The following is a 22,454-nucleotide window of genomic DNA, read 5'->3' as shown; positions in this document are numbered from 1 at the left end:
CTCGCGAGGGCGCCGGGAGCCTCAGTCGGGGATCCGCGAGAAGACGACCGCTCCGCCCGTGCCGTCCAGCAGCACGTCGTCGGGGGTGCCGCCGATCGTCATCGGGCCGGAGAGGAGCGCCCGGAGCCGGATGGCCTCGGGGCTCGGCGTGTCGGAGCAGGTGTCGGAGCCGGTCACCTCGTCGCCGGGGATCAGCACGCCGTCGTCGATCCGGTAGGCGGCGCTGACCACGAGGCAGCCCGTGCCGACGACCAGGGTCGGCGCACCCCCGACGCTCTCCGAGCGGAGGCGGACGCGGGCGTCCTCGACCCAGGCCGTGTACGGGGTCTCCCCCTCTGCCGCGGTCAGCACCCAGCGGTCGCAGCCGAAGGGGTCCTGCGGGGTGCGGCTGTCGATGCACTCGCCGGCCTCGGAGGACGGGCCGCTGCGGAGCGCGGCGACACCGGAGGCGAGGAGCGCAACGGCGACGACCACGAGCGCGAGACGCAGTGCGGGGCGGACCACGTCGATCCGCCCCGCGCCGTCAGTTCGCGCCGACGGTGACGACCGGGGCTCCGGTCGAGGTGTCGTCGGCCGGCATCTCGGCGGCCAGGCGGTTGGCCTCCTCGATGAGGGTCTGGACGATCTCGGCCTCGGGGACGGTCTTGATGACCTCGCCCTTGACGAAGATCTGGCCCTTGCCGTTGCCGGAGGCGACGCCCAGGTCGGCCTCGCGGGCCTCGCCGGGTCCGTTGACGACGCAGCCCATGACGGCGACGCGCAGCGGGACGCTCATGCCCTCGAGGCCGGCGGTGACGTCGTTGGCGAGCGTGTAGACGTCGACCTGCGCGCGGCCGCAGCTGGGGCAGGAGACGATCTCGAGCTTGCGCTCGCGGAGGTTCAGCGACTGGAGGATCTGCAGGCCGACCTTGACCTCCTGCGCGGGCGGGGCCGAGAGGGACACGCGGATGGTGTCGCCGATGCCCTCGCCGAGGAGGATGCCGAAGGCGGTGGCGGACTTGATGGTCCCCTGGAACTCGGGGCCGGCCTCGGTGACGCCGAGGTGGAGGGGCCAGTCGCCGCGCTCGGCGAGCTGGCGGTAGGCCTTCACCATGACGACGGGGTCGTTGTGCTTGACCGAGATCTTGAAGTCGTGGAAGTCGTGCTCCTCGAAGAGGCTGGCCTCCCAGACGGCGCTCTCGACGAGGGCCTCGGGGGTGGGCTTGCCGTACTTCTGCAGGATGCTCGGCTCGAGCGAGCCGGCGTTGACGCCGATGCGGATCGAGACGCCGGCGGCCTTCGCGGCGGCGGCGATCTTGCCGACCTGGTCGTCGAACTTGCGGATGTTGCCGGGGTTCACGCGGACCGCGGCGCAGCCGGCGTCGATCGCGGCGTAGACGTAGTTCGGCTGGAAGTGGATGTCGGCGATGACCGGGATCTGGCTCTTCTTGGCGATGATCGGCAGCGCCTCCGCGTCGTCGCGGCTCGGCACCGCGACGCGGACGATGTCGCAGCCGGACGCGGTGAGCTCGGCGATCTGCTGGAGGGTCGCGTTGATGTTCGTCGTCGGTGTGGTGCACATCGACTGGACGCTGACCTGCGCGTCACCGCCCACGAGCACCTTGCCCACCTTGATCTGGCGGGACTTGCGGCGGGGGGCGAGGGTCATGGGGACCTTGGGAAGACCCAGATTCACTGCTGGCACGCGCCCCATCGTACGCGCGCCGCGGTACCCCTCGTCCGCTCGCCGCACCTTCCCAGCCGCCGCCCCTCCTGCGCGCCTCGGAACCCGTCCACCGCACCTGCTCTCAACCCGAGACCTCACGACGATCCGCGGTCGCCTCGCCCCCGAGCCGAACCGCCGATCCCGTCCGAGCGATTCACCGCAGACGCTGCCAGCCCGCTCCCTTCACAGAGCGGACCGCGCCACGCCGGTCAGCGACCGCCCTGCCACCCCCGAGGCGAACGGGTGAATCGCGTCCCAGCGATTCGCCCCAGCCGTCCGCACCCCGCTCCACCCACGCCCCCACCCCGAGAAGCCGACCGCGCCACGCCGGGCGAGGCCCGGCGTGGAATCCGACTCAGAACAGCGTGATCGGCTTGACGATGTCGGCGTAGATGAGGAGGGCGCTCATGCCGCCGAGGACGAGGACGACGACGTAGGTGAGCGGGAGCAGGCGGGCGATGTCGACGGGGCCGGGGTCGCGGCGTCCGAAGAGCTTGGCGATCCGGCGGCGCAGGCCCTCCCAGAGGGCGCCGGCGATGTGGCCGCCGTCCATGGGGAGCAGCGGCACCAGGTTGAAGACGAGGAGGGCGACGTTGAGCGAGGCGAGGACGCCGACCATCGTCTGCACCTTGGACACGACGGGGAGCTGGTCGGAGGCGGCGATCTCGCCCGCGATCCGGCCCACTCCGACGACGCTGATCGGGCCGTTGGCGTCGCGCGCCTCCGAGCCGAACGCCGCCTGGGCGACGTCGATGAGGCGCTGCGGCAGGTTGAGGATGACGTGGGCGACGCTGGTGATGTTCGACCAGACCGTCTCGGGCACGGCGGTGACCGGCTGCTGCGCGAGGGCCGATGTGGGCGAGATGCCGATGAAGCCGACCGTCTGCGTCTCGATCGCACCGGAGGCGTCGGTGACGGGGGCGCCGTTCGCGTCGGTCACCGCGACCTCGTTCTCGGCGGGGGTGATCGTGAGGGTCAGCGGCGCGCCGTCGCGCTGGACGGACACGCTGAGCGGGACGCCCGCGGAGCGCTGGATGATCGGGGTCAGGTCGTTCCAGGTGCTCACCGGAGTGCCGTCGATCGCCGTGATCGTGTCGCCCGGCAGCAGGCCGGCCGCGGCTCCGGGTGCCAGCGGGTCGTCGGCGGTGCAGGTCGCGGTCGCGCGCTGCGACTCCGGGACCACGCACTGCGAGACCGCGGCGAGGGTGCTGGTGCTCTGCGGGATCCCGATGCCGCAGAGGAGGACGGTGAAGAGGACCGTGGCGATCACGAGGTTCATGAAGGGGCCGCCGGCCATGACGATCACGCGCTTCCACACGGGGAGCCGGTAGAACGCGCGATGGTCCTCGCCGTCGCCGATCGTCTCGGCGCTGGCGGCACGGGCCTCGTCGATCATCGTGGCGTAGGCGCCGCGCCGGGGCTCCTCGAGCTGGGCCTCGGAGGACGCCAGGCCGTTGAAGAAGCCGGTGCTCGACTCCGTGGGCCGGTCCCCCGGGTGCTTCGGCGGGTACATGCCGATCATGGCGATGTAGCCGCCGAGCGGGATCGCCTTGACGCCGTACTCCGTCTCGCCTCGGCGCCGGGAGAAGAGGGTCGGCCCGAACCCGATCATGTACTGCGTGACCTTGACCCCGAACAGCTTGGCGGGGAGGAGGTGCCCGACCTCGTGCAGGGCGATGGAGAGGGCGACGCCGACGGCGATGATGACGACGCCGAGGACGAAGAGCAGCACGGATTCCACCGACACACTGTAGGCCGGGCCCGCCCGTCCACGCTGGGGTGCGCCTGCACGGATCCGATGAACTCCGCGGCCGAGCGGATCAGCGGCGCGACGTCCGCCGACAAGGATCCGCGGAGACGGAGCCCGTCCGGATGACCCCTGGTCAGACTCCGGCGATCCGCTCGTCCGCCGTGCGGCGCGCCCAGTCCTCCGCCGCGGCCAGCGACTCGCGGGTCAGCGCGCCGTCGACGCTGTGCGCGTCGACCACCGCCTCCACCGTCTCGAGGATGTCGAGGTAGCCGATCCGCCCGGCGTGGAACGCCTGCACGGCCTGCTCGTTCGCCGCGTTGAACACGGCCGGGTAGGAGGCGCCCGCCTCCCCGACGCGCTTCGCGAGCCGGACCGAGGGGAACGCCTCCTCGTCCAGCGGCTCGAACGTCCAGGAGTGGGAGCGGGTCCAGTCGAGCGGGACGCCGACCCCGGCGACGCGGTGCGGCCAGTCGAGGCCGAGCGAGATCGGGAGCCGCATGTCCGGCGGCGACGCCTGGGCGATCGTCGAGCCGTCGACGTACTCGACCATCGAGTGGATCACCGACTGCGGGTGCACGGTGACGTCGATCCGGTCGTAGGGGACGTCGAAGAGCAGGTGCGCCTCGATCACCTCGAGCCCCTTGTTGACCAGAGTGGAGGAGTTGGTCGTGACGACCAGGCCCATGTCCCAGGTCGGGTGTGCGAGCGCCTGCGCCGGAGTGACGTCGCGGAGGGAGGCGCGGTCGCGTCCCCGGAACGGCCCGCCGGACGCGGTCAGCACGAGGCGGCGGACCTCGCGGTGCTCGCCCGCGAGGAGGGCCTGGGCGATCGCGGAGTGCTCGGAGTCGACCGGCACGATCTGGCCGGGACCGGCGAGCGAGGTGACGAGCTCGCCGCCGACGATCAGCGACTCCTTGTTGGCGAGGGCGAGCGTCCTGCCCTCCTCGAGCGCCGCGAGCGTCGGGCCGAGCCCCACCGAGCCGGTGATCCCGTTCAGCACGACGTCCGCGTCGACCGAGCGGATCAGCTGCTCGGCCTCCTCCGCGCCGAACGCCGTGTGCTCGACGCCGAACGCGGACGCCTGCTCGGCGACCGCCGCCCGGTTCGAGCCGGCGGCGAGGCCGACGACCTCGAACCGCTCGCGGTTCGCGCCGATGACGTCGAGAGCCTGCGTGCCGATGGACCCGGTCGAGCCGAGGATGATGACCCTGCGCATCCGCCCATCCTGGCACGGAGCGCCCAGCGCCTCCCGGTCAGCTGATGGCGAGGATGTCGACCACGAAGACGAGGGTGTCGGTCCCGCTGATCCCCGCGTTCTGGTTGCCCTGGTCGCCGTAGCCCTTCGACGGCGGGATGGTGACGAGCACCTGCGAGCCGACGGTCTGGCCGACCACGGCCTCCTTGAAGCCCTCGATCACGTCGCCGGTGCCGAAGGCGGCGGGAGCGGGCTTCCCCCAGCTCTGGTCGAACGCCTCGCCGGTGCCCCAGACCACGCCCTGGTACTGCACGATCAGCTGGTCGCCGTCGGCCACGGTCGTGCCGCTCCCCTTCTTGAGGACGGCGAGCTGCAGGTCGGCGGGCGGGTCGGTCGAGGGGATGGTGACGGTGGGCGCCCCGTCCTCGGCGAGCGCCACCGTCGGCAGGCCGTCGACCGGGGGCTGCGGCTCGCCGTCGGCGGCGGTCGGCACGATCTGCTCGACGTCGATCACCATGACGATCGAGTCGGTCGCGGCGATGCCGAACTGGCTCTGCCCGGCGTCGCCGAACGCGTCGGCCGGGGGAACGACGGCGACGACGCGCGAGCCGACGGTCGCGCAGTTGACGGCCTTCACGAGGCCGGCGAGGTACTGGTCGGTGTCGACCTCGAAGGCCGCGCGGCCACCGGACGCGTAGCTGCTCGCCGAGAACTCGGCACCGCTCGTCCCGTTGTAGAGCGTGTAGTCGACCAGCACGGTGTCGCCCTCGGCGACCTCCTCGCCGGTGCCCTCGATCGCGACCGAGCGCTCGGTGACGTCCACGCTGACCGGGCTGGGGAACACGGTGACCGGCTTGGTGGCGAAATCGCCGCTGGTCTGCACCGCGGCGGTCGCCTCGCCCTCGGTCGCGCAGCCGAGCGGGGTGGCGGAGGCGGACGGCGCTGCATCCGGCTCCCCGGGGGTGCAGGCCGCCAGGCTCAGGGAGGCGCCGAGGACGGCGAGGATCGCGAGGGTTCTGCGCACAGGGGCACCTTTCGTGACCGGCGGCGGCCGGTGGACGTTCGGGGATCGCCTCCATCCTGCACGGCGCGCCTCGCAACGCGCTGGGTGCGGGTCCTCGAACGGTCCCAGGCCTACCATCGGGGAATGCGTGAATTCTCGGTCCCCCAGTCCCGAGAGCTCGTCACCGAGCTCCCCGGCCCGCGCTCCGTCGCCCTCCAGGAGCGCCGCGTCGCCAGCGTCTCCCGCGGCGCCGGGACGCTCGCGAACATCTACATGGACCACGCGTCGGGCGCGGTCCTGGTCGACGTCGACGGCAACCGCCTGATCGACCTCGGCTGCGGCATCGGAGTGACCACCATCGGCCACGCGCACCCCGCGGTCGCCGCGGCGGCCGCCGCGCAGGCCGAGAAGCTGACGCACACCCTCTTCACCGTCACTCCGTACGAGAACTACGTCCGGGTCGCCGAGAAGCTCGCCGAGATCACCCCCGGGGACTTCGAGAAGCACTCGATCCTGGTGAACTCCGGCGCGGAGGCGGTCGAGAACGCCGTCAAGATCGCGCGGAAGTTCACCGGCCGCCGCGCCATCGCGACGCTCGACCACGCCTTCCACGGCCGCACCAACCTCACGATGGCGATGACCTACCGCCCCTGGCCGGAGCGCGCGGGCATGGGCCCCTTCCCGGGCGAGATCTACAGCCTCCCGATCAGCTACCCGTTTCGCGACCCCGAGGGCATGACGGGCGAGGAGGCGGCCGAGCGCACCATCGACTACATCACCACCCACATCGGCGCGCAGGAGCTGGCCGCGCTCTTCGTCGAGCCGATCCAGGGCGACGGCGGCATCATCATCCCGGCGCCGGGCTACTTCCGCCGCCTGTCCGAGTTCTGCACCGAGAACGGCATCGTCTTCGTCGCGGACGAGATCCAGGCCGGCATCGCCCGCACCGGCACCTGGTACTCCATCGAGCACCACGGCGTGGTCCCGGACCTCATCACGACGGCCAAGGGCATCGCCGGCGGCTTCCCGCTCGCCGCCGTCACCGGCCGCGCCGAGATCATGGACGCCGTGCAGCCCGGCGGCATCGGCGGCACGTTCGGCGGCAACCCCGTCTCCACCGCCGCGGCGCTCGCGACGTTCGAGGCGATCGAGTCCGAGGGCCTGCTGGAGGAGGCGCAGCGGGTCGAGCGCCTGCTGCAGGCGCGGATCGGCGACTGGGCCGAGCGCTTCGCGGTCGTGGGCGAGGTCCGCGGCAAGGGCGCCATGTGGGGCGTCGAGCTCGTCCACCCGGGCACGAAGAAGCAGTACCCGGAGGCGCTCACGGCGATCCTGAAGCACGCCACCACGAACGGCGTGATCGTCCTCGACGCGGGCAGCTGGGACAGCGTGCTGCGGATCATGCCGAGCGTGGTCATCAGCGAGGAGCTCATCGACGACGCCGCGACGGTCATCGAGGAGGCGCTCGCCCAGTTCGGCTGATCCGCCGCATGACCGGAGCGGCATGGACGCCCCGGTAGCTTCGTCGGAATGCGGATCGACGACGACCACGAGAGGCCGACTCCCCCGGGGATCGGCCTCTCCGCGCGTCTGGCGCGCCTGTCCATCGGCGGCGTCGGCCGGCTGGTCTACCGGCCGATCGTGGAGGGGCGCGACAACGTCCCGGCCGAGGGACGCGTGATCCTGGCGGCCAACCACCTCTCGTTCATCGACTCCCCTGTGCTGACGCTGCTCGCCCCGCGGCCGGTGCAGTTCCTGGCCAAGTCGGACTACTTCATGGGGACCGGCGTGCGGGGCGCCCTCTCTCGCGCCTTCTTCACGAGCGTCGGAGCCGTCGCGGTCGAGCGCGGCGCCGGCCAGGCCGCTCAGGAGGCGCTGGACCTCGGCCGGGCGATCCTCGAGCGGGACGAGGCGTTCGCCGTCTACCCCGAGGGCACCCGCTCCCGCGACGGGCGCCTCTACAAGGGCCGCACCGGAGTGGCGTGGCTCGCCCTCACCACGGGCGCGCCGGTGGTCCCCGTCGGCATGATCGGCACGCAGGAGCTCCAGCCGGTGGGCACGAGGGTGCCGCGCCTGCACCGGATCACGGTCCGCTTCGGGGCTCCGCTGGACCTCTCGCGGCACGGCTCCGCCGACTCCGGCCGCGCCCGACGCCACGCCACCGACGAGGTGATGGCGGCCGTCCACGCGCTCTCCGGGCAGGAGCTCGCCGGTGCGTACAACGAGTCGCCTCCGACGACCACGGTCGAGCGCATCCGCCGGGCGCTCCCGCACGAGCGCCGCTGAGCCTCAGCGCGCAGACGCCTCCGGCTCGTGGGAGACGGGGAAGTTCACCGAGTTGGCGATGAAGCAGAGCCGGGAGGCCTCGGCGTGCAGCGTCTGGGCGATCGCCACCATCGACTCCTCGGCGACAGTGACGCGGGGCCGGAGGGTCACCGAGGTGAAGCGGCCGCTCTCCCCCTCCTGCAGCATCGAGCCCACCGCGTCGTCCGTGTAGCCGGTGACGACGACTCCGTTCTTGACCGCCACGTGCAGGTAGGAGAGGAGGTGGCACTGCGCGAGCGCCGCGAGGAGCAGCTGCTCCGGGTTCCAGCGGTCGGCGTCGCCCCGGAAGGGCGTGTCGGCCGAGGCGAGGATGGGCGCCCGGCCCTCCGCCGTGACGGTCAGCTGGCGCCCGTACTCGCGATAGCCGCTCGTGCCGGTGCCCCGGTCGCCCTCCCAGACGACGGACACCGCGTACTCGTGCTCGGACTTCATCGGGCTCCTCCTCGACGGCGGTGGATCAGGCCGGTCGCGCCGGTCTGGACCTCTGGACGCGGAACCCCCGCGGGTAGACTCCGAGGACCATGACAGACACGCTCGCCCCCCAGGTTCCCACGTCCGCAGTCCCCCAGGAGCGGCGCGTCGCGACCGAGATCCCCGGGCCGCGATCCCGGGCCCTGCACGAGCGCCGCCTCGCCGTCGTGCCCACCGGCGTCGGCACCGCGCTCCCCGTCTACATCGACCGCGCGCACGGCGCGATCCTGGTCGACGTCGACGGCAACAGCTTCATCGACCTCGGCGCCGGCATCGGCGTCACGACGATCGGGCACACCGACGACTCCGTCGTCGCGGCCGCCGCGGAGCAGCTCGCGCGCCTCACGCACACCCTCTTCACCGTCACTCCGTACGAGCCCTACATCCGCGTCGCGGAGCTGCTGGCCCAGCACACCCCCGGCGACTTCGCCAAGAAGACCGTCCTGGTCAACTCCGGTGCCGAGGCGGTCGAGAACGCCGTCAAGATCGCGCGCAAGCACACCGGCCGCCCCGGCGTCGCGGTGCTCGACCACGCGTACCACGGACGCACGAACCTCACGATGGCCATGAACTTCAAGGCGCTGCCCTACGGCCTGGGCTTCGGACCCTTCGCCAGCGACGTCCACCGTGCGCCGAGCTCGTACCCGTACCACGACGGCCTGTCGGGAGCCGAGGCCGCCCAGCGCGCGATCTCGTACCTCGAGAAGACCGTCGGCGCGTCCGCCCTGGCCTGCCTCGTCGCCGAGCCCATCCAAGGCGAGGGCGGCTTCATGGTCCCCGCCGACGGCTTCCTCCCGGCACTGCAGGAGTGGTGCACGGCCAACGGCATCGTCTTCGTCGCCGACGAGATCCAGTCGGGCATGGCCCGCACCGGCGCCTGGTTCGCCAGCGAGCACCTCGGCCTCGTCCCCGACCTCGTCCTCTCGGCCAAGGGCATCGCCGGCGGCCTGCCGCTCGCGGGCGTGACGGGCCGCGCCGAGATCATGGACTCGGCGCAGGCCGGCGGACTGGGCGGCACCTTCGGCGGGAACCCCGTCGCCGCCGCCGCCGCCGTCGCGGTCTTCGAGCGCATCGAGCGCGAGGGCCTCCTCGCCGAGGCCGACCGGATCGGCGCACGCCTGGGCGCGGCGCTGCGAGGCCTGCAGGAGCGCTACGACATCATCGGCGACGTCCGCGGCATCGGCGCGATGATGGCGATGGAGCTCGTGCAGCCCGGCACCGCCGGCACCACGAAGGAGCCGAACGCCGTCGCGGTCCAGGCGATCATCGACTACGCCGCCCAGCACGGGGTCCTCGTGCTGAGCGCCGGCACCTACGGCAACGTGGTCCGCTTCCTGCCGAGCCTCGCTCTCACCGACGAGCTGCTCGACGACGCCGTGTCGGTCATCGCCGACGCGTTCGCCACCCTCTAGACGCGATCCTCCGAAGGCCACCGCGGGCGCCGAGGCGCTCTCCGGTGGCCTTCGGCGTCTCCGGGAGCGCGGGACCGGTCGGCGCATCGGGCAGGATGGGGGGATGCCAGCAGGAACCTTCACCGTCGCCGAGTCCGTCGAGCTGGCCGTCGTCGAGCGATCCGGGTTCGTCGAGTCGCGCCACGCCGGCTCCGCCGTCCTCCTCGACTCCGAGGGCCGCGTCGCCCGCAGCCTCGGCACCCCGACGGCTCCCGTCTTCCCCCGCTCCTGCCTCAAGCCGTTCCAGGCCCTCGCGGTGATGACCGCCGGAGTCGAGCTGAACGGCGCGGAGGCGGTCATCGCCACCGCGAGCCACGCCGGCATCCCCCAGCACGTGGCGCTGGTGCAGAACCTGCTCTTCCGCGCCGGCCTGGACCACACCGCCCTGCAGTGCCCGGCCGACTGGCCCGGCGACTCCGGGACCCGCGCTCAGCTGCTGCGGGCGGGCGCGACTCCGGACCCGCTCTACATGAACTGCTCGGGCAAGCACGCGGCGATGCTGCTGGCCTGCGTGCAGAACGGCTGGAGCACCGAGGACTACCTCGAGCGGACGCACCCGCTGCAGCAGCACATCGTCGACACGATCGAGCGCCTCACCGGCGAGCGCGTCGTGGCCTCGGGGATCGACGGCTGCGGAGCTCCCGTGCACGCCCTTCCTCTGACCGCGCTGGCGAAGGGCGTCTCGCGGATCGTGTCCTCCTCCCCCGCCTCACCGTTCGGCCTCTACCGCCAGGCCGGCGTCCTCACGGCCGCGATCCTCGAGAACGCGTGGGCGATCGACGGCCCGGGCCGGGACAACACCGTCGTGATCGAGCGCCTGGGCCTGGTCGCCAAGCTCGGCGCCGAGGGCGTGCTCGTGATGGCCTCGCCCGACGGCACCACCGTCGCCCTGAAGATCCTCGACGGGAGCCTCCGCGCCGCGACCGTGGTCGCGCTGAAGCTCCTGGTCGAGGCGGACGCGGTGGACCGGACCGCGGCGAACGACGTGCTGGTGCGGCTGAACCCGGTCGTGTCGGGCGGCGGGCGCCCGGTCGGCGCGATCCGCGCCTCCTACGTCTGACCGCACGTCCCGGCACGCCCTGAGCTACTGCTCGCGCGCGAGGCGCTTCGCCCGGGCCGCCGCGGAGACCTGCGTGATCACCACCACGAGGATCGCCAGGACGAACACCGCCGATGCGATGACGTTCGCCTCCGCCGGGATGCCGCGCGCCGCCGCGATGTAGATGTACTTCGGGAACGTGGTGACCGATCCGGAGTTGAAGTTCGTGATGATGAAGTCGTCGAAGCTCAGCGCGAACGAGAGCAGCGCCGCGGCGAGGATGCCGGGCAGCAGCAGCGGGAAGGTGATCCGCCAGAAGACCTGGTTCGGCGACGCGTAGAGGTCGCGTCCCGCCTCCTCCAGCTTCGGGTCCAGGCTCGCCACCCGCGCCTTCACCGTGACCACGACGAAGCTGATGCAGAACATCGTGTGCGCCAGCACGATCGTGACCAGCCCCTTCTCGGCGCCCACGCTGAGGAACTGCGCGGCGAGGCCGGCTCCGAGCACCACCTCCGGAGTCGCCATGGGGAGGAACAGCAGCAGGCTGATCGCCGACCGGAACCGGAAGCGGAACCGCACGAGCGCGATGGCGATCATGGTGCCGAGCGCAGTGGCCAGCACGGTGGCGATCACACCGACCAGCAGGCTGTTCCCGAAGGCGGTCATCACCTCTTCACTGGTCCAGGCCGACACCCACTTGTCGAGGGTGAAACCGCGCCAGGCGAGGTTGCTCTTCCCCGAGTCGTTGAAGGAGAAGACGAAGGTGTACCCGATCGGGATGAGCAGGAAGAGCAGCGCCAGCGCCGTGTAGACGCCGAGCCCGAGGCCGCGGAAGCGGCGGCGGCCCCGGACCGGGGCGGGGGGCGGCGCGCCGAGCGCCTCCTGGGCGCTCCCGAGCGGATGGTCGGCCGTCGCGGTCACAGGAGGTCCTCCGTTCCACTGCGCTTCACGTAGAAGCCGACGATGACCAGGATCACGGCCATCAGCACGATCGAGAGCGCGGCGGCCGCCGGGTAGTTCTCGAGCGTGAGGAAGTTCGCCTCGATCGCGTTGCCCACCATCGAGGTCTGCGACGAGCCGAGGAAGTCCCGGCTCGCGTTGATGTAGTCGCCCGCCGCGGGGATGAACGTCAGCAGCGTGCCCGAGACGATGCCCGGCATCGACAGGGGGACGGTCACGCTCCAGAACACGGAGGCGGGGTGCGCGTAGAGATCCGACCCTGCCTCCAGGAAGCGCACGTCGAGGCGCTCGAGCGTCGTGTACAGCGGCAGCGTCATGAACGGGATGAAGTTGTAGGTGATGCCGAAGATCACGGCGATCGGCGTCCCCGTGAGGTGGCCGTCGCTCGGCAGGACCGCCACGGCCTTGAGCGCCTGCACGAGCGGGCTCTCGTCCGCGAGGATCTGCTTCCACGCCAGCGTCCGGAGCAGGAAGCTGATGAAGAAGGGCGCGATCACCAGCGTGAGGAGCAGGTTCTGCAGCAGCGGCCAGGGCCGCGCCTTCACTCCGATGAAGTAGGCCAGCGGGTAGCTGATCACCAGCGCGAGCACCGTCGCGATCAGCGCGTAGCCGAAGGAGCGGAGCACGTGCGGCCAGTAGTCGCCCATCACCACGAGGTAGTTCTGCCAGGCGAACCCGGGGGCGTACTCGCCGATGTCCCCGTCCGGCACCTCGGCCTGGAAGGACGTGAGCACGAGCGAGATCAGCGGCGCCAGGAAGAACAGCAGCATGTAGGCGATGCCCGGCAGCAGCAGGACGAGCGCGATCGTCGACCGCCGGCGGACCGGAGCGTCCTGAGGATCCGCCTGCCCCGTGGCGAAGGCGGCGAAGGCCATGCCTACGCTCCCCCGCTGCGACCGGCCAGGAGCCCCCGGCGCTGCACGGCGATGGCGCTGGTGGAGTCGTCCGCCTCGAAGCGCGGGACCGAGCCCGGTTCGTCCGCGAGTCCGAAGCCGTGCTCGGTGCTGAAGCCGACCCACACCTCCGCTCCCTCGCCGACGACCGGCCCGAAGACCATGTTCTGCGCGAAGACGACCACCGGGCCCAGGCCCGGCATCCGGATCGTGTACTGGGTGCTGACCCCGCTGAAGGAGACGTCGACCACGCGGCCGGGCCCGAGCACGTTCCGGCCGGAGTCCGCCGGCGGCTCCTGCGTCAGCAGCAGGAGCTTCTCGGGGCGGACGCCGACCGTGATCTCCCCGCTCGTGCGGGCGCAGCGGGCGACGGGCACGACGATCCGGTGCCCGCCCGCGTCGACGGTGAGTGCGCGGTCGGTGCTGCCGACCACCTCACCCGTGAAGAGGTTGGACTGGCCGAGGAAGTTCGCGACGAACGCGGTGCGCGGGAGCTCGTAGAGCTCCTCCGGCGCGCCCATCTGCTCGATCCTGCCCTTGTTCATCACCGCGACGGTGTCGGCCATCGTCATGGCCTCCTCCTGGTCGTGCGTGACGTGGAGGAAGGTGAGGCCCACCTCCTCCTGGATCGACTTGAGCTCCAGCTGCATCTGCCGGCGGAGCTTGAGGTCGAGGGCGCCGAGCGGCTCGTCGAGCAGGAGCAGGGCGGGCCGGTTGACGAGGGCGCGCGCGAGGGCGACCCGCTGCTGCTGACCACCGGAGAGCTGCGCGGGGCGGCGCTGGGCGAGGTGGTCGAGCTCGACCAGGCGGAGCGCCTCGTGCGCCTTGCCGACGGGGTCGGCGATCCTCCGCCGCTTCAGGCCGAAGGCGACGTTCTCGAGGATCGACATGTGCGGGAACAGCGCGTACGACTGGAACACGGTGTTGACGGGCCGCTGGTACGTCTTCGTCTCGGTGACGTCCCGCCCGCCGATGAGGATCCGGCCGGCGGAGGGCTCCTCGAGCCCGGCGACCAGGCGCAGCGTCGTCGTCTTGCCGCAGCCCGAGGGGCCCAGCAGGGCGAAGAAGGAGCCCGCCGGGATGGTGAGGTCCAGGGAGTCGATGGCCGTGAAGCCCGGGTACTGCTTGCTGATCCCGACCAGCTGGAGGTCGGCGCCGCTCTCGGCGAAGGTCCCGATCACCATCAGATGCCCAGGAGCACCTTCTGGAACTCGGCCTGGTACTCCTTCTCCTCCGCGGCGGTCAGGGTCCGGAACACGTGCGCCTGCGCGAGCGTGTCCTCGTCGGGGAAGATCAGCTGGTTCTCGGCCAGCTCCGGATCGATGCTCTCCATGACGTCCTTCGCTCCATCCACGGGGGTGATGTAGTTGACCCAGGCGGCCACCTCGGCGGCGACCTCGGGCTCGTAGTAGTAGTTCATCAGGGCCTCGGCGTTGGCCTTGCGCTCGGAGCCCATCGGGACCACGAAGGTGTCGTTCCAGAGCGCGCCGCCCGAGTCGGGGAAGGCGAACTCCCACTTGTCGCCGGCCTCGGCGTTGATCAGGGTGATGTCGCCGGACCAGCAGATCGCCGCGAGGGTGTCCTCGTTCTGCAGGTCGTTGAGGTACGCGTTCCCCTTGATGTTGCGGATCTGTCCGGCGTCGACCTGCTCGCGGAAGACGTCGATCGCGTTCATGTACTCGTCGTCGCCCCAGGAGCCGGCGATGTCCGTCCCCTGAGCGAGCATGATGAGCCCGATCGTGTCGCGCATCTCGCTCAGCACGCCGACGCGGCCGCGGAGCGACGGATCCCACAGCTCCTCGATGCTCGAGAGGCCCTTCGGCAGCTTCTCCCTGTTCCAGCAGATGCCCGAGAACCCCGCCTGGTACGGGAGGGAGAGCCGGCGGCCCGGATCGAAGTCGGGGTTCGCCAGCGAGGGCGTGAGGTTGGCGATGTTCGGGATGTTCGCGTGGTCGAGCTCCTGCACGTAGCCGCGGCGGACCAGGCGCGAGACCATCCACTCCGTCAGGCAGACCGTGTCGGCGCCGATGTACTGCCCGAGCGCGAGCTGGTCCTTCACCTTGCCGTAGTACGAGTTGTTGTCGTCGACGGCGACGTTGTAGGTCACCGCGATGCCCGTCTGCTCCTCGAAGCCCTGGAGCGTGGGGTGGTTCCCGTCGTCGTCCTCGTCCATGTAGGCGGGCCAGTTGTCCCACACCAGGCGCGGGTCGCCGGCCGATCCGTCGGCGGCGGCGGTCGGAGCGGCACGGGTCTGCGGGGCGCAGGCGGCCAGGGCGAGGGCGCCCGCTCCGAGGCCGATCCCGCCGAGGACCGCCCGACGCGAGAGGACCGCCCGGCGCTCGCGCTCGTGCGAGCGTGCCGCGGCGACGGCCCGGCGGAGGACGGGATCCCTCGGGAGGGGACGGGTCATGGCGGGGGCTCCTGACTGCGTCGGGGCTCGTGCCTCGGGGGCCGAACGTGGGGAAATACTGGCACAGCGCTCATCCGCCTGTCACGGCGAACGGAGGAGAACGCTCATCCGGAAACATGATCGTCACGAATTCCGCACCCGGAGGCCGTGTCGACCACCGATTCGGTCCCCGGAGGCCGTGCCGTCAGCGGGTGAGGGGCGGGCGTCCCGAGCCGCCGGCGGACCCGTCGACGCGCTCGACCGCCATCTCGACGGAGGAGAGCAGGATCCGGCTGCCGAGCTTCGCGCGGTAGCGGCGGCCGGCCTCGAGCGGGAGCGGCGCCTGGGTCGGCGCGACCAGCACGGACCCGTTGGCCGACCAGCGGTCCCTGACCCAGAGCCCGCCCTCGTCGAAGCCGAACTCGAGGTGGGTCTTGGAGAGGGATCGCGACGGATCCGGGATCGCGAGGATGTGCCGGAACGTCTCGTTGGGGTCCGGGAGCGGCTGGCGTCCGATCAGGCCGTTGCCGGTCACGATCGCGTGCTGCCCGGTCGCGAAGCTGAGGCGCACGAGCCCCTGCGAGGGCGGCGCCATCGGAGCGCCGGGGGCGGGACGCCGGTGCCGGCCGGGGGCCAGGCCCGGCAGCCAGGCACGGCGGGACGGATCGAGGACCGTCGTGTCGCCGGAGGACGAGGGGCGGGGCGCACCCGTCGTGGCATGCGCCGCCACCGACGAACCGCACTCGCCGCAGAGGATCGCCCCGGGAGCGAGGTTGGAGCCACACGTGCTGCAGATCACCGAGAACGCCCTTCCGCTCACCATCGTACCCAGCGCCGGCGCGGGGAGCCCCGAGCCGGCCGAACCCGACGCGAACCGGCAGGCGCAGGATCGTCGTACGGCCGTTCGGCGCGTGCGGGCGGTCCGGCGGCACCGCCACCGCGGCCGTCCCGTGCCGGAGCGCTGCTCGTCAGACCGGTGCGCCGGCCTCCTCGTCGCCGGTGACCGCGAGGACGTCGACGACGATCACGGTGACGTTGTCGCGCCCGCCGTTGTCCAGCGCGGCGTCGACCAGGGCGTCGGCCGCCTCCTGAGCGGAGCCGGTGCCGCTGAGCAGGTGGCCGACGCCGGCATCGGTCAGCTCCTTCGTGAGTCCGTCCGAGCAGATCAGCAGACGCGATCCTGCGAGGACGGGCACGAGCCGGTAGTCGGGGACGGGCGCTTCGTGGAAGCCGACCGCGCGGGTGATCACGTTGCTGTGCGGATGCACGTCGGCCTCGTCGCGGGAGATCAGGCCCGCGTCGACCAGCTCCTGGACGATGGAGTGGTCCACGGTGAGCTGCACGAGGGTCCCGGCGACGCTCAGGTACACGCGCGAGTCGCCGATGTTGAAGACGGACCAGTAGGGCTCTCCCCCGACCACCGTGAGCGCGATCCCGGTGACCGTGGTCCCGGTGCCGACGTCGGCCGTGTGCGACTGCCGGGCGATGTCCCCGACCGCCTCCCGAAGCGCCCGGTCGATCTCCTCCGCTCCGACGGTCGCGCCGAGCGCCGCGGTGGACAGGCGCGACACGACCGCGTCGCTGGCGACCTCTCCTGCCGCGTGCCCGCCCATCCCGTCGGCGACAGCGAAGAGCGGGCTCTTGGCGAGGTAGCTGTCCTCGTTCGCGCTGCGCACGTGGCCGGTCTCGGTGCGCGCGGCCCAGCCGAGGGTGACTTCGGCCGAGGGTGCGTCGGAGCTCCAGGCGGAGACGGGGACGGTGACGGACGCGCGGCTGCGGCCGATCTGCGTCATCGCTGCTCCTCGCATCCCCGTGGCCCGCGGCCGTCCGGTCCGACGGCCCGTGACCGCCGGCGCCAGGGGTGCCCGGCCGCCTCCCGATGGTAGTCGCTGACGGCCCTCCGCCGAGCCGGCCGCCATCGCCGTCGCCCGATGTCCGTCGCGCAGACGGGTCGACGCTCCGACCACCGGATCCGATGCCGGATCGAGCTCCGACGTGCGGATCCACTTGCCCGGGCACCCGTGGACTGCCAGAATCGCCGCATGGCCCCGTCTCGCCCGCCCTCTCAGCGTCCTGTCCAGCTCGACGAGGTGTCGAAGGCGATCATCGAGCAGCTGCAGGCCGACGGTCGGCGCTCGTACGCCGAGATCGGCAAGGCCGTGGGCCTGAGCGAGGCGGCCGTCCGGCAGCGGGTGCAGAAGCTCACCGAGTCGGGCGTCATGCAGATCGTCGCGGTGACGGATCCGATGCAGCTCGGCTTCTACCGCCAGGCGATGATCGGTGTGCGCGTCACCGGCGACACCCGCGACGTCGCGGACCGGCTCGCCTCCATCCCCGCCGTCGACTACGTCGTGCTGACGGCCGGCTCCTTCGACATCCTCGCCGAGGTCGTGTGCGAGAACGACGACGATCTGATCGCCCTGCTCAACCAGGAGATCCGGTCGCTTCCCGGCGTGCTCTCGACCGAGACCTTCGTCTATCTGAAGCTCCACAAGCAGTTCTACAACTGGGGAACGCGGTAAAAGATGACCACCGAGACAGCCTTCTCGACCTCCGGCCTCGAGTCGGGCGATCCCGTCCGCGGGACCGACGCGCCAGGGGGGATCGACGACGCCTCCCTGCAGAAGAAGGCGAAGGACCACCTCTGGATGCACTTCACCCGTCAGTCGACGATGGACTCCGGCGCGGGCGTGCCGATCATCACGCGCGGCGAGGGACACCACATCTGGGACAGCACCGGGCGCAAGTACTTCGACGGCCTGTCCGGCCTCTTCGTCGTCAATGCGGGACACGGGCGGCGCCGACTGGCGGAGGCCGCGGCGAAGCAGGCGTCCGAGCTCTCCTTCTTCCCGCTCTGGTCCTACGCGACCCCCTCGGCGATCGAGCTGGCCGACCGGCTCGCCGACCACGCGCCGGGCGACCTCAACCGGGTCTTCTTCTCGACCGGCGGCGGCGAGGCTGTGGAGACGGCTTTCAAGCTCGCCAAGCACTACTGGAAGCTGCAGGGCAAGCCGGGCAAGCACAAGGTCGTCTCGCGCTCGGTCGCGTATCACGGCACTCCCCAGGGAGCGCTCGCGATCACGGGCATCCCCGGGATGAAGTCGATGTTCGAGCCGCTGGTGCCGGGCGGCTTCCGCGTCCCCAACACCAACTTCTACCGGGCTCCCGAGCACGGCGACGACCTGGAGGCGTTCGGCCTGTGGGCGGCGAACCGCATCGAGGAGATGATCGAGTTCGAGGGGCCGGACACGGTTGCCGCCGTGTTCCTGGAACCCGTGCAGAACTCGGGCGGCTGCTTCCCGCCCCCTCCCGGGTACTTCCAGAGGGTCCGCGAGATCTGCGACAAGCACGACGTGCTGCTGGTGTCCGATGAGGTGATCTGCGCGTTCGGCCGCATCGGGCACATGTTCGCCTGCGACGAGTACGGCTACGTGCCGGACATGATCACCTGCGCGAAGGGGATGACCAGCGGCTACTCCCCCATCGGCGCGACGATCGTCAGCGATCGGATCTACGAGCCCTTCCGCCACGGTCAGGTCGTCTTCCCGCACGGCTACACCTTCGGCGGCCACCCCGTCTCGGCCGCGGTCGCGCTCGAGAACCTCGACATCTTCGAGGAGGAGGGCCTGAACGAGCGTGTGCGCGAGAACTCGCCCGTCTTCCGGTCCACGCTCGAGAAGCTGCTCGACCTGCCGATCGTCGGCGACGTCCGGGGCGACGGCTACTTCTTCGGCATCGAGCTGGTGAAGGACAAGGCGACGAAGGAGACGTTCGACGAGGACGAGTCGGAGCGGCTGCTGCGCGGATTCCTCTCGAAGGGGCTCTTCGACGCGGGGCTGTACTGCCGGGCGGACGACCGCGGCGATCCCGTCGTCCAGCTCGCGCCGCCGCTCACCATCGGCCCGCGCGAGTTCGACGAGATCGAGCAGATCCTCCGGAGCGTGCTCACCGAGGCCTGGTCGCGGCTCTAGCGCCCTCACGCGGCGCGCTCCCGCCGATCGGCGGTGAGTGCGGCCGCGACTCGGCGCGCACCTGCGTGGTGCGGATCGAGAGCGACGGCCTCGTCGGCGAGCCGTCCGGCCTCGTCGGCACGGCCCTCACCGGCCAGGATCCGGGCGAGGAGGACGAGCACTCCGGCTCGCTCGCTCGCGGGTGCGACGACGGCGGCACGGCGGAGCAGCGGGGCGAGCGCTCCCGCCGCGCCGGGGTCACCGCTCCGCGCCGACCGCAGCACGCGGTCCGCACCGCGGCTGCGCTGCACGGCCACGACGAGCGCAGCCAGGCCCGCAGGCCGGACCTCGGGATCGGGACCGGCGAGAGCTCGCCGGACGAGGTCGTCGACACCGCGCAACAGCACGTCGGGCAGTTCAGCCCGCGGGTGGCGGTCGAGGAGACGGTCGACCGCGGCGGCCACCGCTCGCGGGTCGTCCCGGTCGCCGGCCTCGAGCCCGTCGTCGTCGCCGGACGACGTGAGCACGGCGACGCGGAGGGCGAGACCGGGGAGCCGGCGCGCACGCTCCTCGAGGGCGGCGACGAGTCCCTCGCACGACTCCGGACCCGCCTCGCCGGGATGCACCAGCGCGAGTGCTCGCCGCACCCGCCCGAACCGGCCGAGCGCACCGAGGCAGGCCCGCGCGACCAGGGACGGATCCGCCCCCGACAGCTCGAAGCGGAGCGAGCCGCTCGGCGCGCCGGCCCGGAACGGGACGAGCACGAGGCTCGCCTCCGCCGCACCCCGCCGGGACCCGTGAGCGGCATGGAACAGTGCGGCGTCGTCGGGTGAGGCCGGGACACGCGAGGCGGGAGCGGGGTGGAGGAGGAGCGCTGAGGAGGTCATGCTGCGATCCTGCCGACCACCGCACCCGCCGGGAGCGACGGTCCTCCGGGATCATCGGAAGGATCCCGAGATCGCCGCCTGTGGAGGGAGAGGTCCCATCGACACCGAATCGCCGGCGCACGGATGGCGCCCTCCGGCCCCCAGGAATTCCCCCACAGGGACCGATCGGCCGAGTTCTGCACCGGTGTCCGATTCCCGCCGGTCGGTGGGGAGTCCCGCGGATACTCTCGACGCATGAGAACGACTCCCCTTCACGTCCGACGGACGACGAGCCCCCTCGGCCGCATCGAGGTGGGCAGCGACGGCGATGCGATCGTCTCGCTCGCCATCGAGCAGGCCGGTCTGCTCCCGCACGAGCACCTCCCGGAGTCGGACCTCCCGGTGCTCCTGCGGGCCGTCGAGCAGCTGGACGAGTACTTCGACGGGACCCGCCGCTCCTTCGATCTGCCGGTCGCTCTGCGCGGCACGCCCTTCCAGCTCGAGATCTGGCAGCGGCTCCAGGCTCTGGGCTTCGGGGAGATCACCTCCTACGGCGCACTGGGCACGGCCGCCGGTCGCCCCCGGGCGGGCCGGCCGATCGGCGGAGCGGTAGGTGCGAACCCGGTGCCGATCATCGTGGGCTGCCACCGCGTCCTCGCGAGCGACGGACGGATCACCGGCTTCAGCGCGGGCGAGGGCGTCGCCACGAAAGCCTGGCTTCTCGATCACGAGGGGATCCCCCACCGATGAGCACGGCCGACGGACTCGTCGAGGGAGAGGACGGCCTGGTCCGCTGCGCCTGGAGCGGCGCGGATCCGGAGTACCGCCGCTACCACGACGAGGAATGGGGCACCCCGCTGCACGGAGATCGCCTGCTGTTCGAGAAGATCTCCCTCGAGGCGTTCCAGTCCGGCCTCTCCTGGATCACGATCCTCCGCAAGCGGCCGAGGTTCCGCGAGGCCTTCGACGGCTTCGATCCGGCCCGGGTCGCCCGGTACGACGACACCGATGTCGAGCGGCTGATGGAGGACAGCGGCATCATCCGGAACCGCGCGAAGATCATCGCCACCCGGGACAACGCCCGGGCCGTGCTCGCGCTCCTGGAGCAGAGAGGCGAGGGCGCGCTCGACGAGCTCGTGTGGTCCTTCCACGATCCGGACGTCGAGGACCGGGTGGTCCGAGCCGCCGACGTCCCTGCGACGACGCCCGGGTCGACGGCGCTCGCGCGAGCGCTGAAGGCCGCGGGGCTCCGCTTCGTCGGACCGACCACCGCGTACGCGCTGATGCAGTCGGCCGGAGTCGTCGACGATCACCTCACCGGCTGCTGGCGCCGACGCTGACGCCTACGACTCCTGCACGACGAGGTCGAGCTCTCCCGTGTGCCGGTTCTCGGCGAGCAGGAACCCGCGCCCGGCCGCCCACGCCGAGAGCTCGCCGAGCGACTCCGTCGCCACCCGGTCCTCCGCCAGCGCCCTGACGAAGCGCCCCTTGCCCTGCTTGTTGAAGTGGTTCAGCGACCGGAGGGCGCCGTCGGCCCCGCGCGAGCGGACGCGGACGAAGAACCGCCCCTCGCCCGCGGGAACCGGTCCGAGCGCCGCGTACGCCTCGCTCCGCAGATCGAGGACGAGCCCGTCGAGCGCGCTCAACACCCGCCCGGCCTCCGCCGCCCACCACCGCTTGAGCGGTCTCCCCGGCACACGGGAGTCGTGGGACAGACGGTAGGCAGGGATCAGGTCGAGGGCGCGGATCGGCCCCCAGAGCGCGGACTGCACGATCGCCGTCCGACCGAGCACCTCCCGTGCACCGGAATCGAGGCTGCGCGCGTCGAGCGCATCGAAGAGCACCCCGTCGAAGCGGTCGACCGCGGGGAGACCTGCCGCGGTCGCGAGCCCCGCGTTGCGATCGATCTCGCCGAACTGACGCGGACCGAGCTTCAGCGCCCGGGCGGAGAGCTCGCGGTCCCCGGCCAGCGCGATCAGCGCCTCCGCCAGCTCGCGCCGCTTCGCGTGGAGCTCGGGGAAGGCGAGCGACTCGAGCACGAACGGCTCGTCGCCGCCGTCGCGCTTCGTCTCGGACGGTGGCAGCAGGACGTGCACAGGACTCCTTCGGAGAAGAGGGACGGGCGGCACGACGAAGGGGCCGGACGATCGCGATGATCGTCCGGCCCCTCCGTGCCGCGGTGAGCGGCGGTGTACTAGACCAGCGATGCCTGACGGGCGACCACGGTCACCACGTCGTTCTCGACGGACAGGAAGCCGTCGTCGGCCTGCGCGGTGAGACGCGTGCCGTCCAGGGCCGTGACGCGCACCTCGCCGGTGGCGAGGATCGCGAGCATCGGCTCGTGGCCGGCGAGGATGCCGATCTCGCCCTCGACCGTGCGAGCCGTGAGCTGCTTCGCCTCTCCGGACCACACCTCGGCGTTCGCGGACACGACGCTGACCTTCAGGGTCCCGGCCATGA

Annotated in this window: 23 protein-coding genes; 8 read left to right on the top strand and 15 right to left on the bottom strand. The window is 71.8% G+C overall.

All coding sequences use genetic code 11. The features are described 5' to 3' along the window. Positions 1-21 precede the first annotated feature (21 nt). The 5 genes from C5C25_RS02320 to C5C25_RS02300 form a co-directional block, all read right to left on the bottom strand. A complete protein-coding gene (locus C5C25_RS02320) occupies positions 22-504 on the bottom strand; it encodes a hypothetical protein (protein WP_104249596.1) in 483 nt (160 codons plus the stop codon). Between the two features lie 19 nt (positions 505-523). After that, the gene (gene ispG, locus C5C25_RS02315; protein ID WP_173244694.1) at positions 524-1,684 is read right to left on the bottom strand and encodes a flavodoxin-dependent (E)-4-hydroxy-3-methylbut-2-enyl-diphosphate synthase; all 1,161 of its coding nucleotides are present in this window, start codon (positions 1,682-1,684) and stop codon (positions 524-526) included. 376 nt (positions 1,685-2,060) lie between these two features. After that, on the bottom strand, positions 2,061-3,446 hold the full coding sequence (locus tag C5C25_RS02310) for an RIP metalloprotease (RefSeq protein ID WP_258062217.1): 1,386 nt from the start codon (positions 3,444-3,446) through the stop codon (positions 2,061-2,063). Between the two features lie 142 nt (positions 3,447-3,588). Continuing rightward, complete coding sequence (locus C5C25_RS02305; RefSeq protein ID WP_104249595.1) at positions 3,589-4,671, bottom strand: 1-deoxy-D-xylulose-5-phosphate reductoisomerase; 1,083 nt, start codon at positions 4,669-4,671, stop codon at positions 3,589-3,591. A gap of 37 nt (positions 4,672-4,708) precedes the next feature. Continuing rightward, positions 4,709-5,674 carry an FKBP-type peptidyl-prolyl cis-trans isomerase gene (locus C5C25_RS02300; RefSeq protein WP_181133613.1) on the bottom strand — a complete coding sequence of 322 codons (966 nt, stop codon included), beginning with the start codon at positions 5,672-5,674 and terminating at the stop codon, positions 4,709-4,711. A 123-nt stretch (positions 5,675-5,797) separates the two neighbouring features. Here C5C25_RS02300 and C5C25_RS02295 point away from each other — a divergent pair, with 123 nt between their 5' ends. Continuing rightward, a complete protein-coding gene (locus C5C25_RS02295; protein ID WP_104223043.1) occupies positions 5,798-7,132 on the top strand; it encodes an aminotransferase class III-fold pyridoxal phosphate-dependent enzyme in 1,335 nt (444 codons plus the stop codon). 48 nt (positions 7,133-7,180) lie between these two features. Beyond that, on the top strand, positions 7,181-7,936 hold the full coding sequence (locus C5C25_RS02290; RefSeq protein ID WP_104249593.1) for a 1-acyl-sn-glycerol-3-phosphate acyltransferase: 756 nt from the start codon (positions 7,181-7,183) through the stop codon (positions 7,934-7,936). Positions 7,937-7,939: 3 nt separating this feature from the next. Here C5C25_RS02290 and C5C25_RS02285 read toward each other — a convergent pair whose 3' ends face one another. Further along, on the bottom strand, positions 7,940-8,407 hold the full coding sequence (locus C5C25_RS02285; RefSeq protein WP_104249592.1) for an OsmC family protein: 468 nt from the start codon (positions 8,405-8,407) through the stop codon (positions 7,940-7,942). 89 nt (positions 8,408-8,496) lie between these two features. Between C5C25_RS02285 and gabT the strand changes: the two genes are divergently transcribed. Then, positions 8,497-9,858 (top strand): 4-aminobutyrate--2-oxoglutarate transaminase, encoded by a 1,362-nt coding sequence (gene gabT, locus C5C25_RS02280; RefSeq protein WP_104223040.1) that lies wholly within the window; start codon positions 8,497-8,499, stop codon positions 9,856-9,858. Between the two features lie 103 nt (positions 9,859-9,961). Next, positions 9,962-10,957, top strand: a complete 996-nt coding sequence (locus C5C25_RS02275; RefSeq protein ID WP_104223039.1) for an asparaginase — start codon at positions 9,962-9,964, stop codon at positions 10,955-10,957. A 24-nt stretch (positions 10,958-10,981) separates the two neighbouring features. Here the strand turns inward: C5C25_RS02275 and C5C25_RS02270 are convergent, their stop codons facing one another. From C5C25_RS02270 to C5C25_RS02245, 6 genes are all read right to left on the bottom strand, one after another. Continuing rightward, positions 10,982-11,737: an ABC transporter permease gene (locus C5C25_RS02270; RefSeq protein WP_258060352.1), complete on the bottom strand. Its 756-nt coding sequence runs from the start codon at positions 11,735-11,737 to the stop codon at positions 10,982-10,984. Between the two features lie 116 nt (positions 11,738-11,853). Further along, positions 11,854-12,771, bottom strand: a complete 918-nt coding sequence (locus C5C25_RS02265; RefSeq protein WP_104223037.1) for an ABC transporter permease — start codon at positions 12,769-12,771, stop codon at positions 11,854-11,856. A gap of 2 nt (positions 12,772-12,773) precedes the next feature. After that, a complete protein-coding gene (locus tag C5C25_RS02260; protein WP_104249590.1) occupies positions 12,774-13,973 on the bottom strand; it encodes an ABC transporter ATP-binding protein in 1,200 nt (399 codons plus the stop codon). Next, the gene (locus C5C25_RS02255) at positions 13,973-15,199 is read right to left on the bottom strand and encodes a PotD/PotF family extracellular solute-binding protein (RefSeq protein WP_104249589.1); all 1,227 of its coding nucleotides are present in this window, start codon (positions 15,197-15,199) and stop codon (positions 13,973-13,975) included. The genes C5C25_RS02260 and C5C25_RS02255 overlap by 1 nt, the downstream gene beginning before the upstream one ends. A 184-nt stretch (positions 15,200-15,383) precedes the next feature. Next, positions 15,384-15,908, bottom strand: coding sequence for a hypothetical protein (locus C5C25_RS02250; protein ID WP_104249588.1), 525 nt, complete (start codon positions 15,906-15,908; stop codon positions 15,384-15,386). Positions 15,909-16,146: 238 nt separating this feature from the next. Beyond that, the gene (locus tag C5C25_RS02245) at positions 16,147-16,971 is read right to left on the bottom strand and encodes a PP2C family serine/threonine-protein phosphatase (protein ID WP_104225583.1); all 825 of its coding nucleotides are present in this window, start codon (positions 16,969-16,971) and stop codon (positions 16,147-16,149) included. Between the two features lie 249 nt (positions 16,972-17,220). Between C5C25_RS02245 and C5C25_RS02240 the strand changes: the two genes are divergently transcribed. Together C5C25_RS02240 and C5C25_RS02235 are read left to right on the top strand one after the other, a co-directional pair. Then, positions 17,221-17,700, top strand: a complete 480-nt coding sequence (locus tag C5C25_RS02240) for an Lrp/AsnC family transcriptional regulator (protein ID WP_104223032.1) — start codon at positions 17,221-17,223, stop codon at positions 17,698-17,700. A 3-nt stretch (positions 17,701-17,703) separates the two neighbouring features. Next, positions 17,704-19,149 carry an aspartate aminotransferase family protein gene (locus C5C25_RS02235; protein WP_104223031.1) on the top strand — a complete coding sequence of 482 codons (1,446 nt, stop codon included), beginning with the start codon at positions 17,704-17,706 and terminating at the stop codon, positions 19,147-19,149. Between the two features lie 5 nt (positions 19,150-19,154). On the opposite strand, the gene C5C25_RS02230 is transcribed toward C5C25_RS02235, so the two are convergent. Next, positions 19,155-20,015 carry a hypothetical protein gene (locus tag C5C25_RS02230; RefSeq protein ID WP_104249587.1) on the bottom strand — a complete coding sequence of 287 codons (861 nt, stop codon included), beginning with the start codon at positions 20,013-20,015 and terminating at the stop codon, positions 19,155-19,157. Between the two features lie 234 nt (positions 20,016-20,249). Here C5C25_RS02230 and C5C25_RS02225 point away from each other — a divergent pair, with 234 nt between their 5' ends. Beyond that, positions 20,250-20,744 (top strand): methylated-DNA--[protein]-cysteine S-methyltransferase, encoded by a 495-nt coding sequence (locus C5C25_RS02225; RefSeq protein WP_104223029.1) that lies wholly within the window; start codon positions 20,250-20,252, stop codon positions 20,742-20,744. Next, positions 20,741-21,334: a DNA-3-methyladenine glycosylase I gene (locus C5C25_RS02220; protein ID WP_104232699.1), complete on the top strand. Its 594-nt coding sequence runs from the start codon at positions 20,741-20,743 to the stop codon at positions 21,332-21,334. Before C5C25_RS02225 ends, C5C25_RS02220 begins: the two co-directional genes overlap by 4 nt. Positions 21,335-21,337: 3 nt before the next feature. Here C5C25_RS02220 and C5C25_RS02215 read toward each other — a convergent pair whose 3' ends face one another. Together C5C25_RS02215 and C5C25_RS02210 are read right to left on the bottom strand one after the other, a co-directional pair. After that, positions 21,338-22,090, bottom strand: a complete 753-nt coding sequence (locus C5C25_RS02215; RefSeq protein ID WP_104249586.1) for a YaaA family protein — start codon at positions 22,088-22,090, stop codon at positions 21,338-21,340. 98 nt (positions 22,091-22,188) lie between these two features. Then, positions 22,189-22,452, bottom strand: coding sequence for a F0F1 ATP synthase subunit epsilon (locus tag C5C25_RS02210; protein WP_104223026.1), 264 nt, complete (start codon positions 22,450-22,452; stop codon positions 22,189-22,191). Positions 22,453-22,454 lie beyond the last annotated feature (2 nt).

The sequence above is a fragment of the Rathayibacter sp. AY2B9 genome, assembly GCF_002931595.1.
In the GTDB taxonomy this organism is placed as follows: domain Bacteria; phylum Actinomycetota; class Actinomycetes; order Actinomycetales; family Microbacteriaceae; genus Rathayibacter.
Note: the sequence above shows the minus strand (reverse complement) of the source record. Positions and strands in the feature narration are given on the sequence as shown.